Source organism: Actinomadura spongiicola, from assembly GCF_003432485.1.
GTDB classification, from domain to species: Bacteria; Actinomycetota; Actinomycetes; order Streptosporangiales; family Streptosporangiaceae; genus Spirillospora; species Spirillospora spongiicola.
This window is the reverse complement of sequence record NZ_QVNQ01000005.1, coordinates 634,440-661,308: the sequence shown is the minus strand read 5'-3', so window position 1 is coordinate 661,308 and position 26,869 is coordinate 634,440. Positions and strand designations below refer to the sequence as shown.

Genomic DNA, 26,869 nt, shown 5'->3' with positions numbered 1-26,869 from the left:
GGCCACAGCGCATCGGCCGCGGCGCTCCCGCCGCCGAGCGGGGCCGAGAACCCGGGCCGGCGCTCACCTCGGGGGCGGCGCTGCTCGCCGGAGGTTCTGGAGCGGTACGTCATGGTTCCTCCAACAAATCGCGCATGTATACACCCCCTCGAAATCAACGTTCGAGGGTCGGCAGGGAGCCCTGTCTGTATACAAGTATGCACCGTACTGGGGGAACGCCTGAATCCGGAACGACGCCCGGCTCCCGGGTCGGACCGTCCACACCGCCACCAAGGTCGATGAGTGGCCAAGGGCGGCTGGTGTGCGACCCGGCTGTGCTGCGCTCGGCTCCGGCAGCCGCCGCTCGTACTGCCGTGGCCTCAAGAATGACGGGCCCTGCCTGATCTGCGACACCCGGCTGGCCGCCGGTCATCGGTGGACGCGCCCGGACGACGGCCCCCGGAGCGCTCAAGGTCCTCTCGTATACATGATCGACTCAAGGGATACATCTTCCCAGGTCTTGACGCTCAAATTCGCGATAAGTACCGTTCGTGTATACATCAGCCGCTCTGATGCGGAGGTACAGGGATTGCAGACCGCGACCAAGCACGCTGGCGCCACCCGGCTCGCAGTCGACACCGGCGGTACGTTCACCGACCTCGTCGTGGAGCGTCCGGACGCGGACGTGCGGCTCTACAAACGGCCGACCACGCCGGCGAATCCGATCGACGGTGTGCTCAACGTCCTCGCCGCCGCCGCCGCTGACCTCGGCGTCCCGCTCGCGCACCTGCTCGACGGGTCGGAACTGATCTACGCCACGACGCACGCGATCAACGCCGTGCTGACCGGCTCCACCGCGCGCACGGCGTTCCTCGTCACGCGGGGCCATCGCGACATGTTGGTCTTCCGCGAGGGCGGCCGTGACAAGCCGTTCGACCACCGGCGGCAGTTCCCCGACCCCTACGTCCCCAGAGCCCTCACTTTCGAGGTCCCCGAGCGGATCGGCGCTCAGGGCGAAGTCGTCGAGCCGCTCGACGAGGACGCGGTCCGGAAGGTCTGCGCGACGCTCAGGGAGGAAGGCGTCGAGGCGGTCGCCGTCTGCCTGCTGTGGTCGATCGTGGAGCCGAAGCACGAACTGCGCGTCGCCGAGCTTCTCACGGAGGAACTGCCAGGCGTCCCGGTCACCCTGGGCCACAGGCTGAACCCCTCGTTGCGCGAGTACCGGCGCGCGGCGTCGGCCGTCATCGACGCGTCCCTCAAACCGCTCATGACCCGGCACATCGAAGAGCTCGAACGGCGCCTTCGTGAGGCCGGTCTGCGCGGACCGCTTCCGGTGGTGACCTCGAGCGGCGGGCTCGTCCACGCGGGGACGATCGCCACGGCGCCGATCCATGTCATCAATTCCGGCCCATCGATGGCGCCGCTCGCCGGACGTTCCTACGCCGCGGCCGGTGCCGGCGACGAGACGGTCATAGTGATGGACACCGGGGGGACCAGCTTCGACGTGAGCCTCGTCCGGCGAGGTGAGATCCCCTTCACACGCGAGAGCTGGATCGGCGAGCCGTACATCGGCGTCCTGACGGGCTTCCCCTCCGTCGATGTGCGCAGCATCGGCGCCGGCGGCGGCAGCGTCGCCAGGGTCGACGACTACGGACTGCTCCACGTCGGGCCCCAGAGCGCGGGCGCCGTCCCCGGACCTGTCTGCTACGGGCGGGGCGGGACCGCACCGACGGTCACCGACGCCTCGCTGGTGCTCGGCCATATCGACCCGGCGTACTTCCTCGGTGGCGAGATGGAGCTGGATCGGGACGCCGCCGCCGCCGCGATCGAGCGTGATATCGCTCGGCCGCTCGACCTCACGGTCGAACAGGCGGCGATGGCGATCCGGAACGTGGCGACCCAGCGCATGGTGGACGCGATCGAGGAGATCACCATCCACCAGGGCATCGACCCGCAGCGGGCCGTGCTGGCAGGCGGCGGGGGCGCGGCCGGGCTGAACGCCGTCTCGATCGGCCGTCGGCTGCGCTGCGAGCGCGTCCTGATCCCGGACGTCGTCGCGGCCCTCAGCGCCAGCGGAGCGCTGCTCTCGGACATGGCGTTCGACGCGCGCACCGCGGACTGGCGCACGACGGCCGACTTCGACGCCGACACGGTGAACCGGCTGCTCGACACGCTGGAGGCGCGCTGCGGCGCGTTCGTGGACGAGACACCGGGCGTCGTCTCCTCGCGTGTCGATCTCTTCGCCGAGGCCCGGTACGCGCGCCAGATCTGGGAACTGGAGGTCCACCTGCCGGTTCGCCGGTTCGCGAGCCGGGCGGACGTCGACGCGTTGCGCAGCCGCTTCGATGCCCTCCACCAGGAGGTGTTCGGGGTCGCCGACGCCGACTCGGAGGTCGAGCTGCTCGGTTGGCGTGCCGCGGCCCGCTGCAAGGTCGGGAGTGACGTGCTGCCCCGTGTCGCGCCCACCGGCAGCCCCATCCAGCCGGTGCGGCGCCGCTGGGCCACCTTCGAGGAGATCGGCACGGTCGCGGCGGCCGTGTGGGACGCGCGCGGCCTGAGAGTCGGGGAGAGGCATGAGGGCCCTGGGATCGTCGAGACGCCCGATACAAGCGTCGTCATCGACGCCGGCGCGACGTTCGAGCTCAACGAGCGCGGCAGCCTCGTGATCGACCCCCACGGCACCGAAACGAGGCAGCCGAGATGACGAAGGCCGCGATCGTGACCGGAGCGGCCGGCGGGCTCGGCGCCGCGATCGCCGATCACTTCGAGGCGATCGGAACGGACGTGTTGCGCGTCGACCAGATGGGCGACGACTGCTTCCGAGCCGACATCGGCACCGTCGAGGGCAACCGGGCGATGGTCGAGGAGGCGGTCGCGCGGTTCGGGCGCATCGACGTTCTGGTGCCGAACGCCGGGACGCAGCACACCGCCGCGATTCCCGACTACCCGGTCGAAGAGTGGGACCGCCTGATGAACGTGATGGCGCGAGGCCCGTTTCTCGCCGCCAAGTTCGCGTGGCCGTACCTGACCGCACGGCCCGGTGGACGCATCGTGGTGACGGCGTCGGCCTCCAGCTTCGTCGCCGAGCGCACCAAGTCGGCGTACGTCGCGGCCAAGCACGCGGTCCTCGGCTTCGTCCGCACCGCCGCACTCGAAGGGGCACCGCACGGCCTGACCGCGAACGCGGTCGCGCCCGCATGGATGCGCACACCACTGATCGAGACCCATATCGCCCACGCGATCACTACCGGCCAGAACACGCGCAAGGAGGCTCTGGAAGCCATGCTCTCCCGTCATCCGGTCAACCGCTTCGTCGAACTCGGCGAGGTCGCGGCGGCCGTCTTGTTCCTCGCCAGTGAGGGCGCCTCGGGCGTCAACGGCGTCTGCTTGCCGGTCGACCTGGGGACACTCGTCGGATGAGCGCCGCCCCCGACATCGACGGCGTGCGCCTGGCGGTTGTCACGAACCGGCTCCAGAGCATCGTGCGCAGCATGATGAACACCGTCCTGCGGACTGGTCGTTCCGGCGTACTGAACTCCGCACGGGACTTCTCCTGCTGCATCATCACCAGGCGCGACGAACTGCTCGCGGCGGCGGACAGCCTTCCCATCCATGTGATGAGCGGCCCGGATCTCGTGGCCCGCGCGATGCGCGAGCTCCACGACGACATCGCCCCGGGCGACGCGTTCTTGCACAACTCCCCCTACCTCGGCAACTCGCACGCGGCCGACCACAGCTTTCTCGTGCCCGTCTTCGACGACCAGGGCGCGCACCGCTTCACCGTCCTGGTCAAGGCGCACCAAGCCGACTGCGGCAACTCCGTTCCCACGACCTACATGGCGACCGCGACGGACGTGTACGAGGAAGGCGCGCTGATCTTCCCGTGCGTGCGTGTGCAGCGCGAGTACCGCGATATCGCGGACATCCTGCGCATGTGCGAGGTGCGTATCCGCGTCCCCGACCAGTGGCGCGGCGACTATCTCGCAGCCGTGGGCGCAGCACGCATCGGCGAGCGCAAACTTCGCGAGCTCGCGGCCGACATCGGGTGGGACACGCTCGACGAACTCGCCGAACAATGGTTCGACTACAGCGAGCGGCGCATGCGCGCCGCGATCGGCCGCCTCGGCGGCGGAGTGATCGAGGTGACCTCTCACCATGACGCCTTCCCCGGGCTGCCGGAGGGACTCGACCTTCGCATCCGCGTGAGCGTCGAGGCCGCCGAGGAGATGATCGAGGTAGACCTGCGGGACAACCCCGACTGCCAACCGTGCGGGCTCAACCTCACGGAGTCGACCTCGCGTACGGCCGCGATGGTTGGCGTCTTCAACGGGCTGCACGACGACATCCCGCTCAATAGTGGAGCGTTCCGCCGGCTCCGGATCCTGCTGCGGGAGAACTGCGTCGTCGGCATTCCGCGCCATCCGGCCAGTTGCTCGGTGGCGACGACGAACGTCGCCGACCGAGTGGCCTGCGGGGTCCAGCGGGCACTCGCCGAGCTGTCCGAAGGCGCCGGCCAGGCGGAGGTCGGGTACGTCATCCCGCCCGCCGACGGCGTGATCTCCGGACATGACGAGCGCGGACCGTTCGTCAACCAGATATTCCTCGGTATCGGCGGTGGCGCCGGCAGTCCCCACGCCGATGGCTGGTTCACCGCGGCCCACGTCGGCAATGCCGGTCTGACGCTGCTCGACAGCGTCGAAATGGACGAGGCTCGTTTCCCGATCCGCGTCCACACGCGGGCCCTTCTGCCCGACAGCGAAGGCGCAGGCGAACACCGGGGCGCACCCGGAGCCTTGGTCGAATTCGGGCCGGTCGGTGGCCCGATGACGCTCATGTACGCCCAGGACGGCTACGAGACACCCGCGCTCGGAGCGCGCGGAGGAATGGCCGGCGGTCTGGCCCGGGTGTGGAAAGTCGGTGCCGACGGCACGCGCACCGCTCTCGGCCCCATCGACCAGCTATGGCTCGACGACGGCGAGCGGGTGCGCTGCCACACCTGCGGAGGCGGCGGATACGGCCCACCGTCGGCGCGCGATCCCGAGCGCGTGGCCCACGACGTGCGCGAGGGCTGGATCTCCGCGGACCGTGCTCGCGGCGTCTACGGCGTGGCACTCGACGTGGACGGCCGTGTGGACGAGGTCGCGACGAAGGCGCTGCGCGCCGGGTTGGAGGAGGGGTGTTGAGGCCGAACCGGGCGCGCAACGGCGGGAACGTCGTCGCCGAAGCCCTTGAGCGTCACGGCGTTCGATACGTGTTCGGACAGGATTCACCCGAATGGCTTTACGAAGCGATCAACCCTGAACGCATCCGAGCCATCACGATGCGCGACGAGCGTTCTGCCGGCTTCGCCGCCGACGCGGTGGCCCGCCTCACAGGCCGCCCAGCGGTCGCGTGCGGGATCCACGGGCCGGGCGCACTGAACCTCACGACCGCACTGCTCGAGGCGCGGGCGGCGTGTTCACCGCTCGTGGCGCTGGTCAGCGGTATCGAAACGGACGTCCACGGCACGGGAGCCTTCCAGGAAGTCGATCAGGTCGCGGTCGCCCGCCCCCTGGTGAAGTGGGCCACGCGCGTCGAGCGCGCCGACCGTATCGAGGAGACCGTCGACCGCGTGCTGCGGATCGCCGTCTCGGGCCGGGCCGGGCCCGTCCTCGTGGAACTGCCGAACGATGTGATGGAGCAGCCGCAGACCGCACCCTCGACGACCTCTCCGAAGGCCGCTTCCCCGGCCCGGCCGGTGCGCGGCGCGTCCGGGCTCGCCGACGTGGCGGGCCTGTTGGCGGGCGCGACACGTCCCGTGATCCTCGCGGGCGGCGGCGCCCGCTCCGCCACGGACATCGTCGCCCTCGCGGAGCGGCTTGCGGCACCGGTCGCGGTGACCGCCATGGGGCGCGGTGCCTTCCCCGAAACCCACGCCCTCTTCGCCGGTGTCGCCGGCTTCATGTCCGATCGCGATGACGGCTCTGGCGCGGTCGCCAACGGAGTGCTCGCGCGTGCCGACGTCCTCCTCGTGCTCGGGTCGGCGCTCGACGGCGTGACGACCGACGGCGGACGCCTGCCCGGCCCGGACGCCAAGATCGTCCGTGTCGACCTCGATCCGGACGTGTTCGCGCGTGGCGCCCGCCGAGAACTTCCGATCCACGCAGACGTCGAGAGCGCCGTCGCCGGACTGCTCGCCGAACTCGACGGGCCGACGCGCGGCGCCCCGGCCGAGAACCTCGCCGACGCGTGGGCCGCGGTCCGCGCCGCGCAGGCTCGGCGGGCGGCGGACGAGGAGAGCCCGATTCACCCGGCACGTCTCTATTCAGCGCTCCAGCGGTCGCTCGCTCCAGACGACGTGGTCGTCTGTGACGCCGCCTACAGCAGCGTATGGGCGCTGAGCTACCTGCATCAGGGGAGGCATTTCGAGCGGATCGCGTACGGTCGTGCCGCGGGAACCCTCGGCTTCGGCCTCCCCGGGGCGATCGGTGCCGCCGCCGCGTTCCCGGACCGGCGCGTCGTCGCACTGGTCGGCGATGGCGGCCTCGGCTTCGGCTGGGGAGAACTCGAAACGCTCGCCCGCGAGCGCCTGCGGGTGGTCTGCATCGTCCTCAACAACGGCTGCTACGCCTACCAGAAGCTCTGGCACGACCTCAACGAGGGCACATCGCGCTGGCTCGACTTCGCCGACGTCCGTCATGACCGGCTCGCCGAGGCGGTCGGCATCGCCGGCCTGCGGGTGGAAGCCGCAGGTGACCTCGACGCCGCGCTGCACAAGGCGCTTACCCTCGGCGGGCCGTGCGTCGTGGACGTGCGCATCCGGCCCGACGAACTGCCGCCGTTCAACTTCGAGCGCCACCGCAGGAGGTAGGCGACCATGCCAACCACCGCGCCGCCGCGCCGCCGCGCCGAGGGTGCGTTCGGCGCGGTTCTCGGACGGATCGGCTTCGCGCTCGCGGTGCTGCTTCTGGTCAGCCTCGTGGCGGCGCCCGACACGCTGCGCGGCTCCACATTGCTGACCATGCTGCCGTTCGCCTCGATGCTGGCCATCGCGGCGATCGGCCAGACGATCGTCGTCCAGCACGGCGGGCTCGACCTCTCGGTCGCCGGGGCGGTCTCGCTGTCGGCCGCCCTGGTCACGAAGGGGGCGCAGGAAATCGGCGGGCTGCCCGCCGCGATCTGTCTCACGTTCGGCGCGGCCATGGTCGTCGGGCTGGTGAACGGAATGCTCGTGGCGCGTCTGTCGATCACGCCGATGATCGCGACACTCGGCGTCAACGCGCTGGCCATCGGCGTCGTGCTAGACGTGACCGGTGGCGTCCCGACCGCGGCCCCGTCGGCGCTGACACGCATCACCATCGAGCGCACCCTGGGCGTCCAGAACACGGTGATCGCCGCACTGGTCGTCCTCACCGTGGTCGGTGTCGTGGTGCAGCGGACCGTCGTCGGACGCCGTCATGTGGCCGTCGGTGTGAGCAACGCCGCGGCGCGCAACGCCGGATTGCGTGTGAGCGCATACCGAGTCGCGCCGTACGTCGTGGCAGCGCTCTGCTACGCGATCGCCGGAACGCTCATCGCGGGCTTCCAGCAGTCGCCCGGGCTCTCGGTCGGCGAGCCCTACCTGATCTCCACGGTCGCCGTCGTCGTGCTGGCGGGCACACCACTCACGGGCGGGCGTGCGAGCGTGATCGCGACCACCCTCGCCGCGCTCTTCCTCACCCAACTCAACCAGCTGGTGCTCTCCGTCGGTGCTCCCACGGCCGTGCAGTACCTCATCCAGTCCGCGGTCATAGCGGCGGGCGTCGCCACCCGGGAGGTGGCCGGCCTCCAGCGCGCCGCCCGGCACCTGCGGACGCGCCTGCGACGAAGGCCGCCGGTGACCACCCCCGCGTCGATCCCCTCATCCTCACTCAAAGAAACGGAAAGCTGATGGCCGCTGGTACACATCGAGCCGACCGGAGAAGGCATCTCCGAACCGGCGTCACCCTCACCGTGGCGCCCCTCATCCTCGCCGTCGGCTGCGGCGGCGCCGGCTCGCCCGGCAGCGCGGGGAAGACGCCGACCGGGTCGCCGAGCGCCGTGCAGGCGTCGGGCACGGGCGAGGGGTTCGCCAGCATGTCCGACGTCTGCGGCAGCGAGCCCATCACGGTGGGTCTCGCGGACGGCTACGGAGCCAACTCATGGCGGAAGATCAGCCGCGCCGAGCTCGAGGCCGAGGCGAAGAAATGCCCTGCGGTCAAGAAGGTCATCTACACGGACGCGCAGGGCAGCGCCCAGAAGGCGATCTCCGACGTCAACACTCTTGTCAGCCAGGGCGCGAAAGCGATCGTCGTCCTTCCGGACTCGGGGCCGGCCATGATCCCGGCCCTGCGCGCCGCGATGCGCGCCGGCGTCAAAGTCGTGATCACGCCTGGCGACCTCGGTGGCAAGGCCGGCCAGGACTACGTCACGGCGGTCTACGACAGCCCGGAGAGCAACGGGCGTGTCTGGGCCGAATGGATGGCCAAGCAGCTCAACGGGAAGGGCAACGTCGTCTTCCTCGGCGGCACCCCGGGGAACCCGACCTCGCCCCGTGTGGCGGCGGGCATCCGCGAGAGCCTCGCCAAGCACCCGCAGATGAAGCTGCTCGCCGGTCCGGTCGACACCAACTGGGACGTCGCCAAGACACAGCAGGTGACGGCGGGCCTGCTCACCAGGTTTCCGAAGATAGACGGCATCATCTCCGACTACGGCGGCAGCACGATCGGCGCGATCCGCGCGTTCCAGGCGGCCGGTCGCCCACTCGTTCCCATCGCGACGAACGACTTCAATCAGCTGAGCTGCACGTGGAAGGCCGAGCAAGCGGGGAAGGGCTTCCCTCTCGCCACGGTGTCGAGCCGCCCGTGGATCACCCGGATCGCGCTGCGCCAAGCGGTGGCGGCGGCCCACGGCAAGCAGGATCGCGAGCCGACGGTCCTCAAGCTGTCGCTGTTCGAGGACTCGACGAGTTCTGACAATCGGCTGGCGGTGCGCTGCGACCCGCAGCTTCCGCCCGACGCGATCCTCTCCTCGACGCTGACGTCGGCGGAGATGGCCACGCTCTTCGGGAAGTAGGCACCATGCCGGCAGACATCAGGCGCGCCCTGCGCGTCCAGGAGATTCACAAGTCCTATCCAGGCGTGCACGCGCTCAGAGGCGTCTCCCTCGACGTCCGCGCCGGCGAGGTGCACGCCGTGGTGGGCGAGAACGGGGCTGGTAAGTCCACCCTGATGGGGGTGATCTCCGGCTCCCAGGCGGCCGACGCGGGCACGATCGAGATCGCGGGCACCTCGCTGGACCGGCCTTCTCCGGCGGCGACGCGCGCCCTTGGTCTCGTCATCGCCCACCAGTGGCCCGCGCTCGCGCCCGACCTGACGGTCGTGGAGAACATGACCCTCGCGGCGCCGCGGGCACAGGTCGACGACCGTGTCGCCTGGTGCCGTGAGGCGCTGGCGGCCGTCCATGCCACCGCGAGCCCGCACGACCGCGTCCACGACCTGTCGCTCGCCCAGCGCCAGCTCGTCGAGGTCGCGAAGGCCTACGTGGCGTCGCCGCGCCTGCTGATCCTGGACGAGCCCACCGAGCCGCTGTCCGCCACGGAGATCGACAACCTCTTCGCGTGGGTCGAGCGCCTCGCCGCCGACGGCGTCGGCGTCATCTACATATCCCATAGGATTCCGGAGATCCGTCGTATCGCCGACCGTGTCACGGTACTGCGCGACGGGATGGTGGCGGGCAGTTGGACGCTGCCGGAGATCTCCGACGACGAGATCGTCCACCAGGTCGTCGGTCGCCCCGTCGAGGCCGCCTTCGCGGACAAACCGAAACGGGCCGCCCGTGACACGCCGATCCTCGCGGTCGACGACTTCTCCTGCGACGGCTTCGCGGACGTGAGCCTCAGCGTGCACGCAGGCGAGGTGGTGGGCCTGGCGGGAGTGGAGGGCAATGGGCAGCGCGAGCTGCTTCACGCGCTCGCCGGTGTCGCTCCGAGCCGCCAGGCGGTCGTCATCGACGGCGTGCAGAGGAAGATCGGCGACGTGCGCGCGGCGCGCCGTCACGGCATCGTCTACCTGCCCGCCGATCGCCACGATGACGGCCTGTTCATGCGGCTCTCCGTCCGTGAGAACCTGGCGCTGTCGACGCTCGGTGAGCGCCGGCGTGGCGGCTTCGTGCGGCGCGGGGCCGAGCGGGAGGCCGTGAACAGGCAGATCGAGCGGTTGGACGTGCGCGCCGCCTCGTCCGAGACCGAGGTCGCCACGCTTTCAGGCGGTAACCAGCAGAAGGTGCTGATCGGCGCGGCGATGATGGCGGGACCGCGGGTCTTCCTTCTGGAGGACCCGACCCAGGGGGTCGATGTCGGCGCGCGCGCGGAGATCTACCGCTCGCTGCGCGCGCTGGCGGCGGACGGCGCCGCGGTACTGATCGTTTCCTCGGATCCGATCGAGCTCGAGGGCCTGTGCGACCGCGTGCTCGTGTTCGCCCGCGGACGGGTCGTGGCCGAGCTGTGCGACGAGCAGGTCACCGAGCATGAGATCGCCCAGGCCGCCCTGATGGTGGCGGCGGCGCGCGAGCCGGGTGGAAGCGGCAGTGCCAAGGTTCGCTTCCTGCGCGGCGACTACTTCCCCAGTCTCGTGCTGGCCGGGATCATCGTGGCCCTCGGCGCCTTCGTGGCCTCGCGCAACGGCCTGTACCTGAGCGGGCAGAACGTGCGCACCACGCTGGCGCTGCTCGCCGCGCTCGCCTTCATCGCGCTCGGTCAACTCGTCGTGGTCCAGGCCGGTGGCTTCGACCTGTCCGTCGGGCCGCTCAGCGGACTGATCGTCGTCGTCGGCTCGTTCTACTTCGCCGAGCCTCTGGGCGCTGGTGCGCTCGTGCTCGGACTGCTGATCGCCGCAACGGTCGCGTTCGGCGCGGGTCTGCTCAACGGCGTCATGGCCGGGCCTGGAGGCATCTCGCCCATCGTCACGACGTTGGTCACCTTCATCCTCTTCCAGGGCTGCTCGTTGTTGCTGCGCCCGACACCCGGCGGAACGTACGACATCAGACTCTCTGATGCGCTCACGACCGCGGCCGGGCCGCTCCCGGTCTCCTTCGCCGTCGCGGTCGCCATCGGAATCGCCCTGGAGTGGTGGCTGCGCCGGACACGCTCCGGCATGGCGTTGCGTGCGGTCGGCTCCGACGACGACGTCGCACGGCGGTTGGGTCTCTCGCCCGAGCGCGTGCGCCTGTACGCCTACCTCGGCTGCGCCGGCCTGACATTCTGCGGCTCGCTCGTCCTGGCGGGACAGGTCGGAATCGGCGACCCCAATCTCGGAACCGAGTACACGCTCATGAGCATCACCGCAGTGGTGCTCGGCGGCGCGAGCATCTTCGGCGGCCGCGGTTCGTTCGTCGGCGCGATGCTCGGCGCTCTCCTGATCGTGCAGGTCATGAACGCGACGACGTTCCTCGGACTCGACGACGCGTGGCAACGGTGGCTCGTGGGCCTCATGACGCTGTCCGGCGCCGGTGTCTACTCACGGCTGAGAGCAACCAGGACTTCGCCCTGAGACGTGCCGAAGGGGAGGCGACGATGAGGCGTTTCGACGGGCAGGTCGCGATCGTGACCGGCGGAACCTCCGGCATCGGGCGGGAGGTCTGCCTGGCGCTGGCGGCCGAGGGGGCGCGTGTCGTCGTCAGTGGCACCGACGAGGCGCGCGGTGAGGCGACGTGCGAGGCGGCACGTGCGGAGGGCGGCATCGCGCGTTTCGCGGGGGCGCGCCTGAACCGCGTCGAGGACTGCCACCGGCTCGTCGACGGGGTCCTGGAGCGGGAGGGGGCGATCGACGTGCTCGTGAACGCCGCCGGCGTCTTCGAGGTCGGCGCCACCCCCGAGACGGCCGAGGCCGCGTGGGATCGCATGAGCGACGTCAACCTCAAGGGGCTGTTCTTCACAGGCCAGCGAGCGCTCACGGTGATGGCCGGACGCGGATCGGGCGTCGTCGTGAACATCAGCTCGATCGGCGCGCTGGTGGGAGCTCCGGGAATCGCCGCCTACTGCGCGATCAAGGGAGGTGTCGAGGCACTGACGCGTGCGTGGGCGGTCGAGTTCGCTCCGCAAGGCGTGCGCGTGAACGCGGTCGCCCCTGGCAACGTCGAGACGCCGATGAACGCCCAGATGATGGCGCGGCCCGAGCACCTGGCGACGATTCTCGAGCGTACGCCGTTGGGCCGCAACGGACGGCCGCACGAGATCGCCGGTGCGGTGTTGTACCTCGCCGGTCCCGAGGCGCAGTTCGTCACCGGAGCAAGCCTCGTCGTCGACGGAGGATGGACGGCGCAGTGACGCTGCTGTCGGGGCATCTGAAGACTGAAGATCCTCGGGGGGCCGCCCCGACGCCCGTTCGTCACCCTCGCGCTCCAGCCCATCCGCCCCTGGCCGGGCCCCTACCGGGGCACGCTCACGTTGGTGCCCTCGGTGATGAGGGCGCGATAGCGCATGTACTGCGCGCGAAGGCCGATCAGGACCACGCCCGTGAGCCGGCCGTCGCGGTGGTAGCCGACGGCCACCTCTTCGTCGAGGTCCCCTTCGAGCACCCGGACGTCCCCGGCCCCCAGATCCAGCGAGCCGAAGGACTGGATGCGCATGTCGTACTGGTCGCTCCAGAAGGAAGGCACCGGGGTGAAGGGGGCCGTATCCGGCGCTCTGCCGGTCAGTGAATCGCCCAGCGTGCGACCGGCTCTCCGGGCGGTTTCGGTGACCATGGCCCAGTGCTCGACTCGCCGTGGCACGCCGTCGAACAGCGGATTGGGAAACCTGGCGATGTCACCGCAGGCCACCACATCAGGACGTCCCTCAACCCGAAGATGGTTGTCACAGAGCACGCCGTCGGCCAGATCCAGGCCGTTCCCGTCCAGCCATTCGGTGTTCGGGGTGCATCCAACCGCCTCGACCACGAGATCCGCCGGCAGTACGGTGCCGTCGCTGAGCAGCAGCGAGGTCCCCCGCTCGCCACCGTGGACCTCGACCGGGACGACGCCCAGGTGAAAGCGCACACCATGGGCTTCGTGGCGACGCTGGAGCGCCGCGCCGAGCATCCGCTGCAGCGGTCGTTCCACCGGTACCGTCTCCGGTGCGACCACATCGACCTCGGCACCCAGCGTGCGGGCGGTAGCGGCGACCTCGCAGCCGATGAAGCCGGCGCCGACGACGACCAGCCGGACGCCTGAGGAGAGACCGGCGCGCAATCGCAGGACGTCCTCGACGGTACGAATGACATGCCGGCCGCGCCGTGGGCCCGGGATCCGCAGGCGACGAGGACGCAGCCCGCTGGCCACGACCAGCCCGGTCCAGGCGAGATCGTCGCCGCTGTCGAAGGTGACCGTGCGGGCGTTCAGGTCCGCCGCGACGACTCGTTCTCCGAGGCGCCATGTCACGTCCTTGGCCCTTGGGGAAGCCTGGAAGGTCAACTTGGTCAGGTCGAACCCGCTGCCGAGGGCCTCCTTCGACAGGGGAGGGCGGTTGTAGGGCATGTGCGGCTCGTCGCCGACGACGACGATCTCACCCGTGAAGCCGGCCTTGCGCACGGCTTCGGTCGCGCGCAGTCCGCCCATGGAGGCGCCGACGACCACGCAGCGACCGCTGGGCTCGGAGATCGGCTGTGCTGGCATCATCCGCTCAGCCTTCGACCTCGATGGCCTGAAGCGGACAGGCCTCGGCGGCTTCCTCGACGTCGTCGCGCAGTGATTCGTCCAGGTCGGCAGAGACAAAGGTGTCGGTCGCCGCACTGCGGAACGACAGCCTGCCGTTCTCGTCGAGCGCGAACACCTGGGGAGCGGAGAAGGCGCACTGGCCATGGTCTTGGCACTTTTCGAGGTCGACGACTACTCGCATCATGGCGATGGTCCTACCTTTGCTGGATCTGAACTGGTTCTTCGTAAGATCGGTGGGCTCGGGGGCTCTGGGGGTGACCGTCATGGTCGTACCGCTCGACGGACGAGAAGACTTTGCCGCCCCGGAGTCCCGTGACGACCGACCGCCCATGGAAAGTGAACGAAGCTTTTCCGCGTCGGGTGCGCGCGCTTCGCAGTCGGTCCGGATCGGGACGGGGACAGGCATGTCGTGATCGGCACGCCGTTCCGCACGGAAAGTCGCCCCGCACCAAGAGTGACCGACCTGGCGATGCCGACGACGAGGCGAAGTATGTTCCACTCCAACTCGTCGGTAGCGGCCTTGCGCTCGTACTCCGAGATGGATGATGACAAATTTCGTTCGGACCCAAACGTATCTCTGCCGCGAAGCCCGGTCAAGTGCCTGGACCAGGGGAATCTCGTCGAATTAAGCCTTGTGCACCCGGCCGGGAGGACTTACTATTTGGGATCAAACGACTTAGGAGTCCTCCTGGGCCCGAGTGGTACGGGGCCCGACTGACATGGCACCTGTGCCGCCCCGAACGACCCCGAGCCGCGAGACTGGAACCGAGCTTGGTGACGCCGCGGACAGACACGACGAAATCGTGTGATTTCCCGAGCGGGTGACCGTCTCGGAAATCTCGAGACCACGCCTTCCACCTCTGAATCCGCCGTCCCGCGACTTCGCCTGCCCCGGCGCGGATTCGAACCGAAAGGAGATCCCGTGATCGGCACCGGTATTACGGTCGACGAGGTCGACCTCACCGACCTGGACGTGTTCGAGCGCAACGCGGCATGGCCGCGGTTCGACATTCTTCGCCGTGAGGCGCCCGTCAACTGGAATCCCGAGCCCGCGCCCAACTCCGGGTTCTGGTCGGTGACGCGTCATGAGGACATCGTGGCCGTCGACCGGGACTCCGACACCTTCACCTCCACCAGGTTCACCAACCTTGAGGAGATCGACGACGACCTGATCGAGAAACGGCGGTCGATACTGGAGTCCGACGGCCTCCGCCACCGTGCCATACGCAAGCTGCTGCAACGCGACTTCGGTGCGCAGACGTTGAAGAAGTACGAAGAGGTTCTCCGGGGTCTTACCCACGCCACCGTCGATGCCGCGTTGCGAAAGCGCGAGTTCGACTTCGTCCAGGAGATCAGTGCGGACTTCCCGATCCAGGTCCTGGCCAAGCTGCTCGACGTGCCCGAGGAGGACACCGGGCAACTGATCACCTGGAGCAATCAGCTGATCGCCAACACCGATCCCGACTATGCCACAGTGCTGCTGGACGCAAAGGAAAGCGAGAAGTACAAGCATCTGCCCTTCCGCTCTCCCGCCGCCCTGGAGGTCTTCGAATACGGACGTGAGCTGGTCCGGCAACGCTGCGGCGGCGGCGGTGACGACCTGGTCAGCAAGCTGATCAATCGGGTGCCGATGGACGGTGAGTCACTGACCGCGACCGAGTTCGACAACACCTTCCTGCTGCTCATCGTGGCCGGGAACGAGACGACCCGCCACACCATCAGCCACTCGATGCTCGCACTGCTCGAGAACCCCGACCAGCTCGCGCTCCTTCAGAGCAGTCCCGAACTCATTCCGACGGCCGTCGAAGAGATGCTGCGTTGGGCCTGCCCCGTCTACCATTTCCGGCGCACCGCGACCCGCGACGTCGAACTGCGCGGCAGGCACATCCGGCAAGGCGACAAGGTGGTGATGTGGTTCGCCTCCGGCAACCGCGACGAGGACGTTTTCGTCAACCCCTATGACTTCGACGTCACCCGGCATCCCAACGACCATGTCACCTTCGGGAAGGGCGGGCCCCACTTCTGCCTCGGCAACAGTCTCGCCCGCATGGAGGTTCGCCTCATGTTCGAGACCTTGCTACCGCGATTGAAGAAGATCGAGCTGGCTGGTGAGGTGACCAGAGTGCGCAGCAACTTCGTGAACGGCATCAAGAGGTTCCCGGTCCGGGTTTCCGCGGGCTGAGGCCTCCGACGCCACGCCTGCGCCCCGCCCCGGCTGTCTGCAAGCGACGATTGATCAGTCCGCGAAGGCCGTGCGCAGGCCGCCACCCGCACGCGTGGTCGAGATTCAGCAGAGTCTTGTGCCGGCCAGGACATGGGGAAGCCAAGGAGCCGGTCATGCCGGACGCCGACCGTGGGTGAACGAAGGGCGTGCTGGTGTATCGCGATGACGCGGATCCATGACGCGAATCACCCATCGCCCGACCAGGCCTGTGGCCTCGTTAGTCGACAGCACAGACCGTGCCCCAAGCTGCGCGGGAGCATGGTGGGCGATACTGGGATTGAACCAGTGGCCTCTACCGTGTCAAGGTAGCGCTCTCCCACTGAGCTAATCGCCCTTAGAGGTGGAGACGGGATTTGAACCCGTGTAGACGGCTTTGCAGGCCGTTGCCTCGCCTCTCGGCCACTCCACCAGAGCGAGACCTGATCGAGGGCCTCTCAGAGCGGACGACGGGATTCGAACCCGCGACCCTCACCTTGGCAAGGTGATGCTCTACCAACTGAGCCACGTCCGCGTGCGGGTCGTAAGACCCGCGTGGACAACTCTAGCGGAATCCGTGTGTGCTTGCGTACTGGGACTCGGAGAGTTCGGCGTGCAGCGAGTTCCAGAACGTGAGTTCGGAGTCCTCCTCCAGGTGGGCGATGCGGCCCCAGAACTCGCGGTCCTCGGCCTCGTGGGCGGCCGCGAGGGAGAGGGCGGGCATGACGGTGGTGCCGGCGTCCGCGGAGTCGAGGTCGGCGGGGGTGAGGTCGGCGGGGAGGGTGACGGGGACGGCCGGACGGTGGTGCTTGCCGCGCTTGCGCACCCGGATGGGCGAGGCGGCGGGGGCCTTGGCCGCGGCGACCCTGCCGGCGGCGAGGGCGACGGTGCCGCAGAGGACGAAGGCGAGGATGCCGCCGAGGACGACCTCCTGGGTGGGGAGCCCCTCGGGAGCGACGTCCGGCGGCTGCTGTTCGTGGGTGGTGGTGGGGGTGGCCGCGGCGGGGGCGCCGACCTGGTCGACGGTGGGGGCCGGTGCGGCGTGCTTGGGGGTGTACTTGGCGGCGACCTTGACCTTGGCGGGGTAGCCGAAGCCGACGACGGAGTCCATGTCGCGGGTCTTGCGCATGAGCTTGTAGCCGTCGGCGTTGCCCTCGATGGTGTGCAGGGTCTTGCCGTCGACCTTCTCGACGATGCCGACGTGGTCGATCTGGTCGATGTCGTCGGAGCCGTTCCAGTCGTAGAAGACGATGGCGCCCGGCTCGGGTTTCGTGCCCCACGCGTCGTTCTTCTTGAACCACTTGGCGTGGTCGACGGTGGCGGCGAACTGGCCGGTCTGCTCGGTGACGTCCGCCTTGTCGGCGGCCCAGGCGAGGAACATGTCGCACCAGGGGGCGGTCGAGAAATACTCGTCGTGGTCGCCGTCGATGTTCTTGCGGTACCACTCGCCGAACTTGGTGTAACCGTCGCTCTTCTCGGTGTAGCCGAGTTCCTTCTTGGCGATGTCGAGCAGTTTCTTACCGATCGGGTCCATATCGCTCCCTGCCGCCTCGCTCGTTCGGGCAGGGTGGCGCCCGACCGGGGAACCGGAACGCGCCCAATGTCACGTTCCGATCTCGACGGAATGTAGCGAAGGTAAACCGCGGGCGGCAACTCGTTCCGGAGAACCGGCCATATCGGACTACTAGAAGTAGCCCCGGGGGAGGACGGTGACCGGGCACGGGGCGGCCCGCAGGACCTTGAGGGCGACCTCACCCAGGAAGACCCGGTGGGCGGCGGCGTCCTCGCTGGACGCGCAGACGAGGATCTCGCCGTCCTGCCAGTCCACGTCGTCGAGGGCGTCGGCGACGTCGTCGCCCTCGGCCAGCTCGGCGGACACGTCCTCGGGCGGCAGGTCGGCCGACCCCAGGGCGAGGCGGATGGCGAGGGCGAGGTCGTCGCGGAGCTGCTCGGCCCCGGAGGCGTCGCCGACGGCGAGGGTGACGAGGCGGAGCGGGACCTCCAGCCCCTCGGCGGCCTGGGCGGCGCGGATGACCGCGTCGTCGCACTGGGGCCGCCGGACGTACATGACCGTGATCCGGGTCAGGTCGCCCGACGGCGTGTGGCCGGACGGGGCGAGCATGACGGCCTCGGTGGCCGAGTGCAGGAGATGGTCGGCGGCGGCGCCGATGCCGATGCGGCCGCGGGCGCCGCCCTCCGGGGAGCCGACGACGATCAGGTCGGCGCCGATGCGGCTGGCGAGGACGGTGAGCCCGCGCCCGACGCTGCGCCCCTCCTGGACGTGCAGGTCGGCGGGCCGGTCGTCGAGCAGGTCGGACGCCTGTTCCAGCAGCGTGCGGGCCTCGCCCGCGGCGGCGGGCAGGCCCGGCGGGTGGACGGTCGCGACGCTCAACCGGCCACCGGTCAGCGCGGCGATGGACGCCGCCAGGTCAAGGGCCTCCCGTCCGCCCGCGTCGTTGACGTAGCCGGCGAGGACGTGTTCCCCGATCATGAGAACCAGCATTCCCCGAAGGACGCCGGTCAGACCAGAGGGAGGGGCGTGACCCCGCGCGGACGGCCAGGAATAGGGACCGGGGCCACGGGGTTCGGTAGGGTGATTGAACATTCTACTACCTGGAGGCCGGCATGCAGTTCGGGATCTTCACGGTCGGCGACGTCACGCCCGACCCGACCACCGGGCGCGCCCCGTCCGAGGCCGAGCGGATCAAGGCCATGGTGGCGATCGCCGCCAAGGCCGAGGAGGTGGGGCTGGACGTCTTCGCCACCGGCGAGCACCACAACCCGCCGTTCGTGCCGTCCTCCCCGACGACGATGCTCGGGTACATCGCGGCCCGCACCGAGCGGTTGATCCTGTCCACGGCGACCACGCTGATCACCACCAACGACCCGGTGAAGATCGCCGAGGACTTCGCGATGCTCCAGCACCTGGCCGACGGCCGGGTGGACCTGATGATGGGCCGCGGCAACACCGCCCCGGTCTACCCCTGGTTCGGCAAGGACATCCGCGACGGCATCGACCTCGCCATCGAGAACTACCACCTGCTGCACCGGCTCTGGCGGGAGGACGTGGTCGACTGGGAGGGGCGGTTCCGCACGCCGTTGCAGTCGTTCACCTCGACCCCGCGCCCGCTGGACGGAGTGCCGCCGTTCGTCTGGCACGGCTCGATCCGCAGCCCGGAGATCGCCGAGCAGGCCGCCTACTACGGTGACGGGTTCTTCGCCAACCACATCTTCTGGCCGAAGGAGCACTTCCAGCAGCTCATCGCCCTCTACCGGCGACGCTACGAGCACTACGGACACGGGTCCGCCGACCAGGCGATCGTCGGCCTCGGCGGGCAGGTGTTCATGCGGAAGAACTCCCAGGACGCCGTCCGCGAGTTCCGGCCCTACTTCGACAACGCCCCGGTGTACGGGCACGGGCCGTCGCTGGAGGAGTTCACGGCCGGGACCCCGCTGACGGTCGGCAGCCCGCAGCAGGTCATCGAGAAGACCCTGACGTTCCGCGACCACTTCGGCGACTACCAGCGGCAGCTGTTCCTGATGGACCACGCGGGGCTCCCGCTGAAGACCGTCCTGGAGCAGATCGACCTGCTGGGGGAGGAGGTCGTTCCGGTGCTGCGCGGGGAGTTCGAGGCGCTGCGCCCGGCGCACGTCCCCGCGACCGCGCCCACCCACGCCTCACGACTCACCGAGGAGGTCCGATGACCACGCTCGCCGTCATCTCCGCCGGGCTCGGGCAGCCGTCGTCCACCCGGCTCCTCGCCGACCGGCTCGCCGCGGCGACCGTCGCGGCGCTGCGGCGGGACGTCTCCGTCGAGACGATCGAGCTGCGCGACCACGCGCACGCGATGGTCGACGCCGCCCTCACCGGCTTCCCGTCCGGGACGTTCCGCGCCGCCGTCGAGACGGTGACGAACGCCGACGGCCTGATCGCCGTGACGCCCGTCTTCAACGCCTCCTACAGCGGCCTGTTCAAGACGTTCTTCGACGTCGTCGAGCGGGACGCCCTGGACGGCGCGCCGGTGCTCCTCGGCGCGACCGGCGGCACCGAACGGCACTCCCTGGCCATCGACTACGCCATGCGCCCGCTGATGGCCTACCTGCGGGCCACCGTCGTCCCGACCGGCGTGTACGCGGCGTCCGCGGACTGGGGCGCGGACGGCGGACTCGCCGACCGCGTCGACCGTGCCGCCGCCGAGCTGGCCGCGCTGATGGAGGCCCGTCCCGCGCCGGAGAAGGCCGACCCGTACGACGAGCCCGTCCCGTTCGAGAGGCTCCTGGCCCAGGGCGCGGGCCAATAGATTAAGGCTTGGCTTATATAAGCGAAGGTTGTAGCTTGGGGTCGTGCACGCGTTCGATGTGTTGGGTGATCCGGTGCGGCGCAGGATCCTGGAGCTGCTCGCCGACGGCGAGCGGTCCTCCGGCGAGGTGTCCACGGTCATCCGGGAGGAGTTCGGCATCTCGCAGCCCGCGGTGTCGCAGCATCTGAGGGTGCTGCGCGACAGCGGTTTCGCGGTCGTGCGGGCGGAGGGGACGCGGCGGCTCTACACCGTCGACCACGGTCCGCTGCGGGAGATCGACGCCTGGCTCGACCGGTTCCGCCGGTACTGGACACCGCATCTGGACGCCCTGGCGACGGAGATCGCGCGTGGCAGACGCGCACGTCGCCGCGCCGAGAGCGACTCAGGGAGCGAGCAATGATCGAAGTGACGGGGCAGATCAACGCGGTCCGGCGGCGGGTCGGCGAACGGGTCCTGGAGGCCGGGACCGCGCGGACCCTCACGGTCAGCCAGACCTACGACACCGACGTCGAGGACCTGTGGGACGCCGTGACCGACGCCGACCGCATCGCCCGCTGGTTCCTGCCCGTCTCCGGGGAGCTCCGCCCCGGCGGCCGGTACGAGCTGGAGGGCAACGCCAGCGGGACGATCGAGCACTGTGACCCGCCCAAGGGCTTCTCCGCGACCTGGGAGTACGGCGGCCAGATCAGCTGGATCGAGGTACGGCTGACGCCCGAGGACGGCGGCCGATCCCGCTTCGAACTGGAGCACATCGCCCACGTCGACGACCACTGGGAGCAGTTCGGCCCCGGCGCGGTGGGCATCGGCTGGGACATGGGCCTCCTCGGCCTCGCCCTGCACGTGTCGTCCGGCGTGGACGCCCCCGCGGAACTCGGCAAGGAGTGGACCGCGACGGAGGAGGCCAAGGAGTTCATGCGCCAGAGCGGCGAGAGCTGGTTCAAGGCGCACGTCGCCACCGGCGACGACGAGGCCATGTGCCGCGCCGCCGCCGACCGGACCATCGCCGCCTACACCGGGGACACGCCTTCACAGGACGACGGCCGCTGACGCGGGACACGGGCGTCTGACGGTCGCCGATCGCAACACGCCCGAAATTGGCAGGGACGGACAAGTGCGGGTCTCCATCCGGCAACGCCTGCCATGGCGCGCCGCGACCGTCGCCCGTACGCTGCGTCCAACGCTCACCGAGTGGTCGAACGCTCACCGAGCGGGGGCGGGGGAGTCAAGCGCACCCATCTCTGCAAGGAGCCCTCCGTGATCATCAAGCGAGTCGCGTTGTCGGCCCTGCTCGTCATGTCCGCAGGTGGTACCTCCGTCGCGGCCGCCGCGACGCTCCCGGCGCCGGACGGCGCCGCTCCCGGTGCCGCCTTCACGGTGACGAGCGGCGCCTTCCGGAACGGCGGCACGATCCCGATCGTCCACGAGTGCACGAGCAGCGGCGACAACGACCCGCGCAAGAAGAACGAGTCGCCGCCGCTGGAGTGGACCGGCGCGCCGGACGGCGCCCTGAGCTACGCGATCATCATGCGCGACGTCGACAACCGGAACCTGCTGCACTGGATCATCTACGACATCGAGCCGGCGGTCACCGCGCTGCCGCAGAACGTCGAGCACGTGTACCAGCCCTCGGTGCCCAAGGGCTCCCGGCAGATCTACTACCGCGGGAGCGCCTCCCTGTGGGGTTACCAGGGCCCCTGTTCACCGAGGTCGGTGAACACCTACACGTTCACCGTCCACGCGCTCAACCGGGCGACCCTGACGGAGCTGAACGAGAACTCCTCGATCCAGACCGCGGCCAACTCCATCACCAGGGCGTCGCTGGGCTCGGCGACGATCTCCGGGGAGTCGTAGACCACGGGAGGATGGGCGCGGTTCAGACGCGCCAGGACCGGACGAGCTCGTCCAGCGCGGCCTGGTCGTAGGGGATCCCCTGCGACCGCAGCTCCCGTGCGACCAGGTCGCCGTCTCCGTGGTGCTTGGCGAGCAGCCGGTACACCGCGTAGGGGAACCAGTGGTTGTCGCTGATCCGCTGGATGTCGGCCTCGTCGCAGGTGTAGCCCTCGGCCCTCACGTCGGCGAGGGTCGCGGCGACGTCGCCGTGGCGGCGTTCGAGGATCTCGATGACGAGGGCGCGCAGGTTCTCCGGGTCGGGGGCCGGCGCGACGGCCTCCTCGACGGCGGTGCCGTGGCCGTTGAGGCTTCCGCGTGCGGCGGCGCTGACCACGGCCAGCTCCGGCGCGGGTTCCGGCTTGGGCGCGGGCGGCGTGACGGGCGCGGCAGGCGCGACGGCCTCCCCGGAATCCTGGTCGTGCTCGGGTTTCGCGGGGGCCTGCCGGGTCGTGGCGGCGTTGGCGGCGTTGGCTGAGTTGGCGGCGTTCGCCGTGGCGGACGGAGCGCCCGACTCGATCGCCACCTTGCCGGAGTGGCCGGGAACCTGGATCTGCGGGAACGGGCCGGTGTTCCGCAGCGGCAACAGGGTGATTTGGTTCAGGGTGACGGGCCCGGTGATGGCGCGCGTCTGCGGCTCCGGCTGCTTCTCCGGCACCTCCTCGACCTCCCGCGACACGTACCGGTGCAGGGTCCGTAGCAGGACGAACAGGCCGAGCATCGACACGATCGGCGGGACGGCGGCTGTCGCCTGGTAGGAGAACGTCTTGTGCCCGACGTGGCCGACGTTGAAGACCAGGCTGGCGGTCCAGCCGGCGAGGGCGATGGTCAGCGGCAGGAAGAAGTCCAGCCAGCTCAGCAGGGCCCGGCGGCGCAGGACGAAGGCGTCCACGGCCAGGAGGAAGAGGCCGAGTTCCCCGACGATGATGAACAGGTCGACCAGCAGGGGGAACGACTCGGCCTTCCAGCCCCGCAGCCCGTGCTCCAGCGCCCAGTGGTAGAGACCGGCGTAGGACTGGGCGAAACCGCCGGCGGTGGCCGTCAGGACCGCGGCCGCCATGAAGGCGATGGCCCCCCACCGTGTGATGACCTGTGCCCGGTTGGCAGCGCTCATGCCGCGTGTGCTCCCAGATTTCCTTACACAACCAAGAGTGATCGCTGGGAGACTATCCATTCCTTTGACGGTCCGTGGGGGATTTCGAGCAGTTCACGGTCGTGTCCGGGCATGCGGATGTCCCCGCCGGGGCGCGCCGGTGCCCGGGCGGGGACTGGGATTCCGCGGGAGCTACGGAACCTGGGTCGTCACCACCGCCGCGCGGTGCGGACGACGAAGTCCAGGTTCCCGGTCCGGCCGTTCTGGTCGGTACCCATCTTCATCAGCAACCGCGGGTCGTAGATCGTGTCGGTCTGGTTGCGCGGCTCGTTCGGGAAGTACATCTGCGTCGTCAGGATCCGCGCGCCCGGCGCCTGGACCTTGACGTGGATGTGGCGGGTACGTCCCGGGTACAGGCCGGGCACGATCGTCGTCAGGGTGTAACGACCCTGCTCGTCCGTGTACTGGTGCCCACGGAAGATGTACCCGCGGTTGTCGTAGACACCTGCGTTGTCTGCCTGCCAGAAGTCGAGCAGCGCGCGGGCCACCGGCTTGCAGTCCAGGGAGTACACGATCCCGCTCACGGTGAGCAGGGTTCCCGGCTTGCCGGACCTGATGTCCTTGCGCTCTGGCGAACCGGGGCTGAAGTACGGGCCCTCGGTCTGCGGCGGGGTGGGGTCGTCATCGCCGTCGGTGCACTTCGGCGTCAGCTCCAGCTTCCGCGGCGGGGTGCGGGTGTCAGCCTGGGCCGACGTCGCCACGGACACGGCGGTGGGGACCGCCAGCGCGCCGATGCCCGCTGCGACGATGAAGTTCTTGCGGCTGATGCCCGATTGCAGCTGTTCCTGCTCGTCCTCTGGCATGGGGGGATTTCCTCTCGAGATCGTCCGGTGGACCGGGATCTTCCGGTCACCGGATTGCGGGGGCTCCCAGGGAGTGCGTCGCGACATGTATAAGCCGGTCAGATGGGGCGGGTCTTGGGTTTCCCTGCCCGACATTTGGCGTCGAGTGACAAAGCCCGCCGCCAGCGTCGTGCCGACTCGCTCATTGACCTTCACGACGCTCCGTAGAAACCTGGCGGTTGGCGTCCGAGACCCCCCGCCCGCCAACCTCGGAGGAGCGTCATGCCTACGCTCGCTGACACCTCGGATCATGCTGCCCAAGATCAGGCCGATTACTGGCGTCACCTGATCAACTCGGCGTTCGGTCCTTTCCATATCCAGCCGCGGCTCCCCGGTCCCTTCACCGCGCGGCTGTCCGCCCGCACGTTCGGCCCCGTCGAGGCCGGAGACGTGTACGCCCCGGCGCACATGGTGCGCCGCAGCGCCCGCCAGATCGCCCACGACACCAGGGAGTGCTACAAGCTCGGGCTCGTCCTGCGCGGCTCGTTCGTACTGCGACAGAACGGCCGCCACACCCGCGTCGGCGTCGGCGACGTGGTGTTCTACGACCTCACCCGCCCGGTCGAGATCTGTTTCGACGCGCACCACATCTTCACCGTCGTGATCCCGCACCGTGCCGTCCCGCTCCCGCCCGAGCGCCTCGCCGCCTTCGGCGGCATCCTGCTCGCCGAGCAGTCCCGACACGGAAGGCTGGTCTCCTCGCTGCTCGGCGCCCTCGCCGAGGACGGCGACACCGACGGCGCCGCCGCCGACGAGCCCTACGCCCACCACCTCGGCGGCGCCATCGTCGAGCTGGTGACCGGGGCGGCCAGCGAATGGCTGGGCGCCCCTCCGACCCCGTCCCCGGAGGGAGCCGAGATGCTGCGCGCCATCAAGGAGTGGATCGAGGCGAGGCTGCACGACCCCGCGCTGTCCCCGGCCACGATCGCCGAGGCGCACCACATCTCCGTCCGGCAGCTGTACCGGGTGTTCCAGCCCGCGGGCACGACCGTCGCCCGCTACGTCCGCACCCGCCGCCTCGAACACTGTCGCCGCGAACTCGGCGACCCGTTCCTCGGCACCCAGCGGATCGGCGCCATCGCCAACCGCTGGGGGCTGCCCGACGCCGCGGCCTTCAGCCGCGCCTTCCGCGCCGCCTACGGCGTGACGCCCACCGCGTACCGCGCCGCCACCACCGGGATCCTGCGGGACGTCTAGCTGTGTTAACTACAGTCCCGGCCCACTGCGCTCGCCTGGCGGCTCGCTACGTGACCGTTCCTGGGGCGAGCGGCACCGGGCGGGTCACGCGTTCGCGTGCGGGGCTGAGGCCACGTCGAGACGGGCCCTAGACCCCTTTTCACCCCCTTCCGGATCCGTCGCGAACCCCCCCGGGTCGGCTGCATCGATCGGCCGATCCGGGGAACGCGGGGAGGACGACGACGAAGGGGGGTGCGCCGATGCCACGCCCAGGAGGTCCCGGGGACGGCATGGCCGGTGAGGTGGTCGGGGCCGCGCTGCCGTTGGAGTACGAGGATGACCTCGGCCCGCTCATGGACCGGATCGGCACGGCCCGCTGCGTCCTGATCGGCGAGGCCAGCCACGGGACGCACGAGTACTACGCGTGGCGGGCCGCGCTCACCCGGCGCCTGGTCGCCGAACGCGGGTTCTCGATCGTCGCGGTCGAGGGCGACTGGCCGGACTGCCGGCGGGTGGGCCGGTCGGTGACGCTCGCGCCCGGCTCGGCCGACGACCCGCGAGCCGCGCTCGACGCCTACGAGCGGTGGCCGACGTGGATGTGGGCCAACGAGGAGACCGTCAAGTTCTGCCGCTGGTTGCGCGACCGCAACGCCGGCCTGCCGCCGGGGGAGCGGACCGGATTCTACGGGCTGGACGTCTACAGCCTGTGGGAGTCGCTCCGGGCCGTCATCGACTACCTGGCGGAGCACCGCCCGGAGTATCTCGCGACGGCGCTGGAGGCCTACCGCTGCTTCGAGCCGCACGGCGCGGATCCGCAGGCCTACGGCTGGAACACCGGCCTGGTGCCGCGCGGCTGCGAGGAGGAGATCCTGGCGTTGCTGACCAGGCTCCGCCGTCCCGTGGCGCCCCGGACGGGCCGCGGCGGAACCGGAGATCCGATGGCGGAGTTCGACGCCCGGCAGAACGCCGAGGTCGCCGCGGGCGCCGAACGCTACTACCGCGCCATGATCGGCGGCGGGCCGGAGTCGTGGAACGTCCGGGACGTGCACATGGCCGACACCCTCGACCGGCTCATGGAGTTCCACGCCTCGCCGGCCGGGCCGGGCAGGGCCGTCGTGTGGGCGCACAACACGCACGTGGGCGACGCGCGGGCGACGGACATGGCCGCGGCCGGGATGGTCAACCTCGGTCAGCTCGCGCGGGAACGGCACGGCCGGGACGAGCACGGCCGCGACCAGGTCGTCGTGGTCGGCTTCGCGGGCGGGCCCGGTGAGATGATCGCCGCGCCGCGCTGGGGCGCCCCGATGGAGGTCATGCACGCCCCGCCGCCGGTCCACGGGTCGCTGGAGGCGGTGCTGGCCGAGTCGGAGCTGCACCGCGGCCTGTTCGTCGTGCCGCCCGAGGAGGACAAGCCCGCGTTCCTCACCCGGACGCTCGGGCACCGCGCGATCGGCGTGGTCTACGACCCGGACGCGGACCGGCGCCACTACGTCCCGACCAGGCTGGCCGACCGGTACGACGCGCTGTGCTGGTTCCGTGCCACCTCCGCGCTGCAGCCGCTGCATCTGGAGGCGGCGCGCCGTGGTGAACTGGAGACGATGCCCACAGGAGTCTGAGACCACACGAGAACACGGGAGACACG

General features: G+C 69.9%; 22 protein-coding genes and 3 tRNA genes. 16 read left to right on the top strand and 9 right to left on the bottom strand.

Annotated features, from left to right (window positions below):
* Positions 1-568 precede the first annotated feature (568 nt).
* Genes D0T12_RS19430 through D0T12_RS19395 form a run of 8 tightly spaced genes read left to right on the top strand, consistent with a single transcriptional unit; the run spans position 569 to position 12,301 of the window.
* Positions 569-2,683, top strand: coding sequence for a hydantoinase/oxoprolinase family protein (locus D0T12_RS19430; protein ID WP_199487546.1), 2,115 nt, complete (start codon positions 569-571; stop codon positions 2,681-2,683).
* On the top strand, positions 2,680-3,399 hold the full coding sequence (locus D0T12_RS19425; RefSeq protein WP_117400984.1) for an SDR family NAD(P)-dependent oxidoreductase: 720 nt from the start codon (positions 2,680-2,682) through the stop codon (positions 3,397-3,399). Before D0T12_RS19430 ends, D0T12_RS19425 begins: the two co-directional genes overlap by 4 nt.
* Positions 3,396-5,162 carry a hydantoinase B/oxoprolinase family protein gene (locus tag D0T12_RS19420; protein WP_117400983.1) on the top strand — a complete coding sequence of 589 codons (1,767 nt, stop codon included), beginning with the start codon at positions 3,396-3,398 and terminating at the stop codon, positions 5,160-5,162. The genes D0T12_RS19425 and D0T12_RS19420 overlap by 4 nt, the downstream gene beginning before the upstream one ends.
* A complete protein-coding gene (locus tag D0T12_RS19415; protein WP_158581541.1) occupies positions 5,159-6,829 on the top strand; it encodes a thiamine pyrophosphate-binding protein in 1,671 nt (556 codons plus the stop codon). Before D0T12_RS19420 ends, D0T12_RS19415 begins: the two co-directional genes overlap by 4 nt.
* A gap of 6 nt (positions 6,830-6,835) precedes the next feature.
* Positions 6,836-7,888 carry an ABC transporter permease gene (locus tag D0T12_RS19410; protein WP_117400981.1) on the top strand — a complete coding sequence of 351 codons (1,053 nt, stop codon included), beginning with the start codon at positions 6,836-6,838 and terminating at the stop codon, positions 7,886-7,888.
* Positions 7,888-9,051 (top strand): substrate-binding domain-containing protein, encoded by a 1,164-nt coding sequence (locus D0T12_RS19405; RefSeq protein WP_117400980.1) that lies wholly within the window; start codon positions 7,888-7,890, stop codon positions 9,049-9,051. The genes D0T12_RS19410 and D0T12_RS19405 overlap by 1 nt, the downstream gene beginning before the upstream one ends.
* A 5-nt stretch (positions 9,052-9,056) precedes the next feature.
* Positions 9,057-11,525 carry an ATP-binding cassette domain-containing protein gene (locus tag D0T12_RS19400; protein WP_117400979.1) on the top strand — a complete coding sequence of 823 codons (2,469 nt, stop codon included), beginning with the start codon at positions 9,057-9,059 and terminating at the stop codon, positions 11,523-11,525.
* A 23-nt stretch (positions 11,526-11,548) separates the two neighbouring features.
* Positions 11,549-12,301, top strand: coding sequence for an SDR family NAD(P)-dependent oxidoreductase (locus tag D0T12_RS19395; protein WP_117400978.1), 753 nt, complete (start codon positions 11,549-11,551; stop codon positions 12,299-12,301).
* 101 nt (positions 12,302-12,402) lie between these two features.
* Here D0T12_RS19395 and D0T12_RS19390 read toward each other — a convergent pair whose 3' ends face one another.
* The gene (locus D0T12_RS19390; RefSeq protein ID WP_233526168.1) at positions 12,403-13,629 is read right to left on the bottom strand and encodes an NAD(P)/FAD-dependent oxidoreductase; all 1,227 of its coding nucleotides are present in this window, start codon (positions 13,627-13,629) and stop codon (positions 12,403-12,405) included.
* A 4-nt stretch (positions 13,630-13,633) separates the two neighbouring features.
* Entirely contained in the window at positions 13,634-13,852 is a 219-nt protein-coding gene (locus D0T12_RS19385) for a ferredoxin (RefSeq protein ID WP_233526167.1), read from the bottom strand.
* A gap of 738 nt (positions 13,853-14,590) precedes the next feature.
* Here D0T12_RS19385 and D0T12_RS19380 point away from each other — a divergent pair.
* A complete protein-coding gene (locus D0T12_RS19380; RefSeq protein WP_233526166.1) occupies positions 14,591-15,850 on the top strand; it encodes a cytochrome P450 in 1,260 nt (419 codons plus the stop codon).
* Positions 15,851-16,151: 301 nt separating this feature from the next.
* Here the strand turns inward: D0T12_RS19380 and D0T12_RS19375 are convergent.
* The 5 genes from D0T12_RS19375 to D0T12_RS19355 all read right to left on the bottom strand — a co-directional run bounded on the left by D0T12_RS19375 (position 16,152) and on the right by D0T12_RS19355 (position 18,359).
* Positions 16,152-16,226, bottom strand: a tRNA-Val gene (locus tag D0T12_RS19375).
* Between the two features lie 4 nt (positions 16,227-16,230).
* Positions 16,231-16,301 (bottom strand) — tRNA-Cys (locus tag D0T12_RS19370).
* A 29-nt stretch (positions 16,302-16,330) separates the two neighbouring features.
* Positions 16,331-16,403 (bottom strand) — tRNA-Gly (locus D0T12_RS19365).
* 30 nt (positions 16,404-16,433) lie between these two features.
* Complete coding sequence (locus D0T12_RS19360) at positions 16,434-17,402, bottom strand: CHAP domain-containing protein (RefSeq protein WP_117400977.1); 969 nt, start codon at positions 17,400-17,402, stop codon at positions 16,434-16,436.
* A gap of 150 nt (positions 17,403-17,552) precedes the next feature.
* A complete protein-coding gene (locus D0T12_RS19355; RefSeq protein WP_117401129.1) occupies positions 17,553-18,359 on the bottom strand; it encodes a universal stress protein in 807 nt (268 codons plus the stop codon).
* Between the two features lie 134 nt (positions 18,360-18,493).
* On the opposite strand from D0T12_RS19355, the gene D0T12_RS19350 reads away from it, so the two are divergent.
* From D0T12_RS19350 to D0T12_RS19330, 5 genes are all read left to right on the top strand, one after another.
* Entirely contained in the window at positions 18,494-19,573 is a 1,080-nt protein-coding gene (locus D0T12_RS19350; protein WP_117400976.1) for an LLM class flavin-dependent oxidoreductase, read from the top strand.
* Positions 19,570-20,169 carry an FMN reductase gene (locus D0T12_RS19345; protein ID WP_117400975.1) on the top strand — a complete coding sequence of 200 codons (600 nt, stop codon included), beginning with the start codon at positions 19,570-19,572 and terminating at the stop codon, positions 20,167-20,169. The genes D0T12_RS19350 and D0T12_RS19345 overlap by 4 nt, the downstream gene beginning before the upstream one ends.
* 43 nt (positions 20,170-20,212) lie before the next feature.
* A complete protein-coding gene (locus D0T12_RS19340; protein WP_117400974.1) occupies positions 20,213-20,569 on the top strand; it encodes an ArsR/SmtB family transcription factor in 357 nt (118 codons plus the stop codon).
* The gene (locus D0T12_RS19335; protein ID WP_117400973.1) at positions 20,566-21,216 is read left to right on the top strand and encodes an SRPBCC family protein; all 651 of its coding nucleotides are present in this window, start codon (positions 20,566-20,568) and stop codon (positions 21,214-21,216) included. Before D0T12_RS19340 ends, D0T12_RS19335 begins: the two co-directional genes overlap by 4 nt.
* Before the next feature lie 207 nt (positions 21,217-21,423).
* Entirely contained in the window at positions 21,424-22,020 is a 597-nt protein-coding gene (locus tag D0T12_RS19330; RefSeq protein ID WP_199487545.1) for a YbhB/YbcL family Raf kinase inhibitor-like protein, read from the top strand.
* A gap of 22 nt (positions 22,021-22,042) precedes the next feature.
* Here D0T12_RS19330 and D0T12_RS19325 read toward each other — a convergent pair whose 3' ends face one another.
* Both D0T12_RS19325 and D0T12_RS19320 read right to left on the bottom strand, forming a co-directional pair.
* A complete protein-coding gene (locus D0T12_RS19325) occupies positions 22,043-23,170 on the bottom strand; it encodes a DUF2637 domain-containing protein (protein ID WP_158581540.1) in 1,128 nt (375 codons plus the stop codon).
* Positions 23,171-23,358: 188 nt separating this feature from the next.
* On the bottom strand, positions 23,359-24,012 hold the full coding sequence (locus D0T12_RS19320; protein ID WP_117400971.1) for a dioxygenase family protein: 654 nt from the start codon (positions 24,010-24,012) through the stop codon (positions 23,359-23,361).
* A 261-nt stretch (positions 24,013-24,273) separates the two neighbouring features.
* Here D0T12_RS19320 and D0T12_RS19315 point away from each other — a divergent pair, with 261 nt between their 5' ends.
* Both D0T12_RS19315 and D0T12_RS19310 read left to right on the top strand, forming a co-directional pair.
* On the top strand, positions 24,274-25,248 hold the full coding sequence (locus D0T12_RS19315) for an AraC-like ligand-binding domain-containing protein (RefSeq protein WP_117400970.1): 975 nt from the start codon (positions 24,274-24,276) through the stop codon (positions 25,246-25,248).
* 239 nt (positions 25,249-25,487) lie between these two features.
* Positions 25,488-26,843 carry an erythromycin esterase family protein gene (locus D0T12_RS19310; protein ID WP_233526165.1) on the top strand — a complete coding sequence of 452 codons (1,356 nt, stop codon included), beginning with the start codon at positions 25,488-25,490 and terminating at the stop codon, positions 26,841-26,843.
* Positions 26,844-26,869: the final 26 nt, after the last annotated feature.

What these genes read in the sequence shown, in the direction of transcription:
- D0T12_RS19425 (WP_117400984.1), top strand. Translation starts at nt 2,680, where the DNA reads ATGACGAAGGCCGCGATCGTGACCGGAGCGGCCGGCGGGCTCGGCGCC.
- D0T12_RS19420 (WP_117400983.1), top strand. Translation starts at nt 3,396, where the DNA reads ATGAGCGCCGCCCCCGACATCGACGGCGTGCGCCTGGCGGTTGTCACG.
- D0T12_RS19410 (WP_117400981.1), top strand. Translation starts at nt 6,836, where the DNA reads ATGCCAACCACCGCGCCGCCGCGCCGCCGCGCCGAGGGTGCGTTCGGC.
- D0T12_RS19405 (WP_117400980.1), top strand. Translation starts at nt 7,888, where the DNA reads ATGGCCGCTGGTACACATCGAGCCGACCGGAGAAGGCATCTCCGAACC.
- D0T12_RS19400 (WP_117400979.1), top strand. Translation starts at nt 9,057, where the DNA reads ATGCCGGCAGACATCAGGCGCGCCCTGCGCGTCCAGGAGATTCACAAG.
- D0T12_RS19395 (WP_117400978.1), top strand. Translation starts at nt 11,549, where the DNA reads ATGAGGCGTTTCGACGGGCAGGTCGCGATCGTGACCGGCGGAACCTCC.
- D0T12_RS19390 (WP_233526168.1), bottom strand. Translation starts at nt 13,629, where the DNA reads ATGATGCCAGCACAGCCGATCTCCGAGCCCAGCGGTCGCTGCGTGGTC.
- D0T12_RS19385 (WP_233526167.1), bottom strand. Translation starts at nt 13,852, where the DNA reads ATGATGCGAGTAGTCGTCGACCTCGAAAAGTGCCAAGACCATGGCCAG.
- D0T12_RS19360 (WP_117400977.1), bottom strand. Translation starts at nt 17,402, where the DNA reads ATGGACCCGATCGGTAAGAAACTGCTCGACATCGCCAAGAAGGAACTC.
- D0T12_RS19355 (WP_117401129.1), bottom strand. Translation starts at nt 18,359, where the DNA reads ATGATCGGGGAACACGTCCTCGCCGGCTACGTCAACGACGCGGGCGGA.
- D0T12_RS19350 (WP_117400976.1), top strand. Translation starts at nt 18,494, where the DNA reads ATGCAGTTCGGGATCTTCACGGTCGGCGACGTCACGCCCGACCCGACC.
- D0T12_RS19345 (WP_117400975.1), top strand. Translation starts at nt 19,570, where the DNA reads ATGACCACGCTCGCCGTCATCTCCGCCGGGCTCGGGCAGCCGTCGTCC.
- D0T12_RS19335 (WP_117400973.1), top strand. Translation starts at nt 20,566, where the DNA reads ATGATCGAAGTGACGGGGCAGATCAACGCGGTCCGGCGGCGGGTCGGC.
- D0T12_RS19325 (WP_158581540.1), bottom strand. Translation starts at nt 23,170, where the DNA reads ATGAGCGCTGCCAACCGGGCACAGGTCATCACACGGTGGGGGGCCATC.
- D0T12_RS19320 (WP_117400971.1), bottom strand. Translation starts at nt 24,012, where the DNA reads ATGCCAGAGGACGAGCAGGAACAGCTGCAATCGGGCATCAGCCGCAAG.
- D0T12_RS19315 (WP_117400970.1), top strand. Translation starts at nt 24,274, where the DNA reads ATGCCTACGCTCGCTGACACCTCGGATCATGCTGCCCAAGATCAGGCC.
- D0T12_RS19310 (WP_233526165.1), top strand. Translation starts at nt 25,488, where the DNA reads ATGCCACGCCCAGGAGGTCCCGGGGACGGCATGGCCGGTGAGGTGGTC.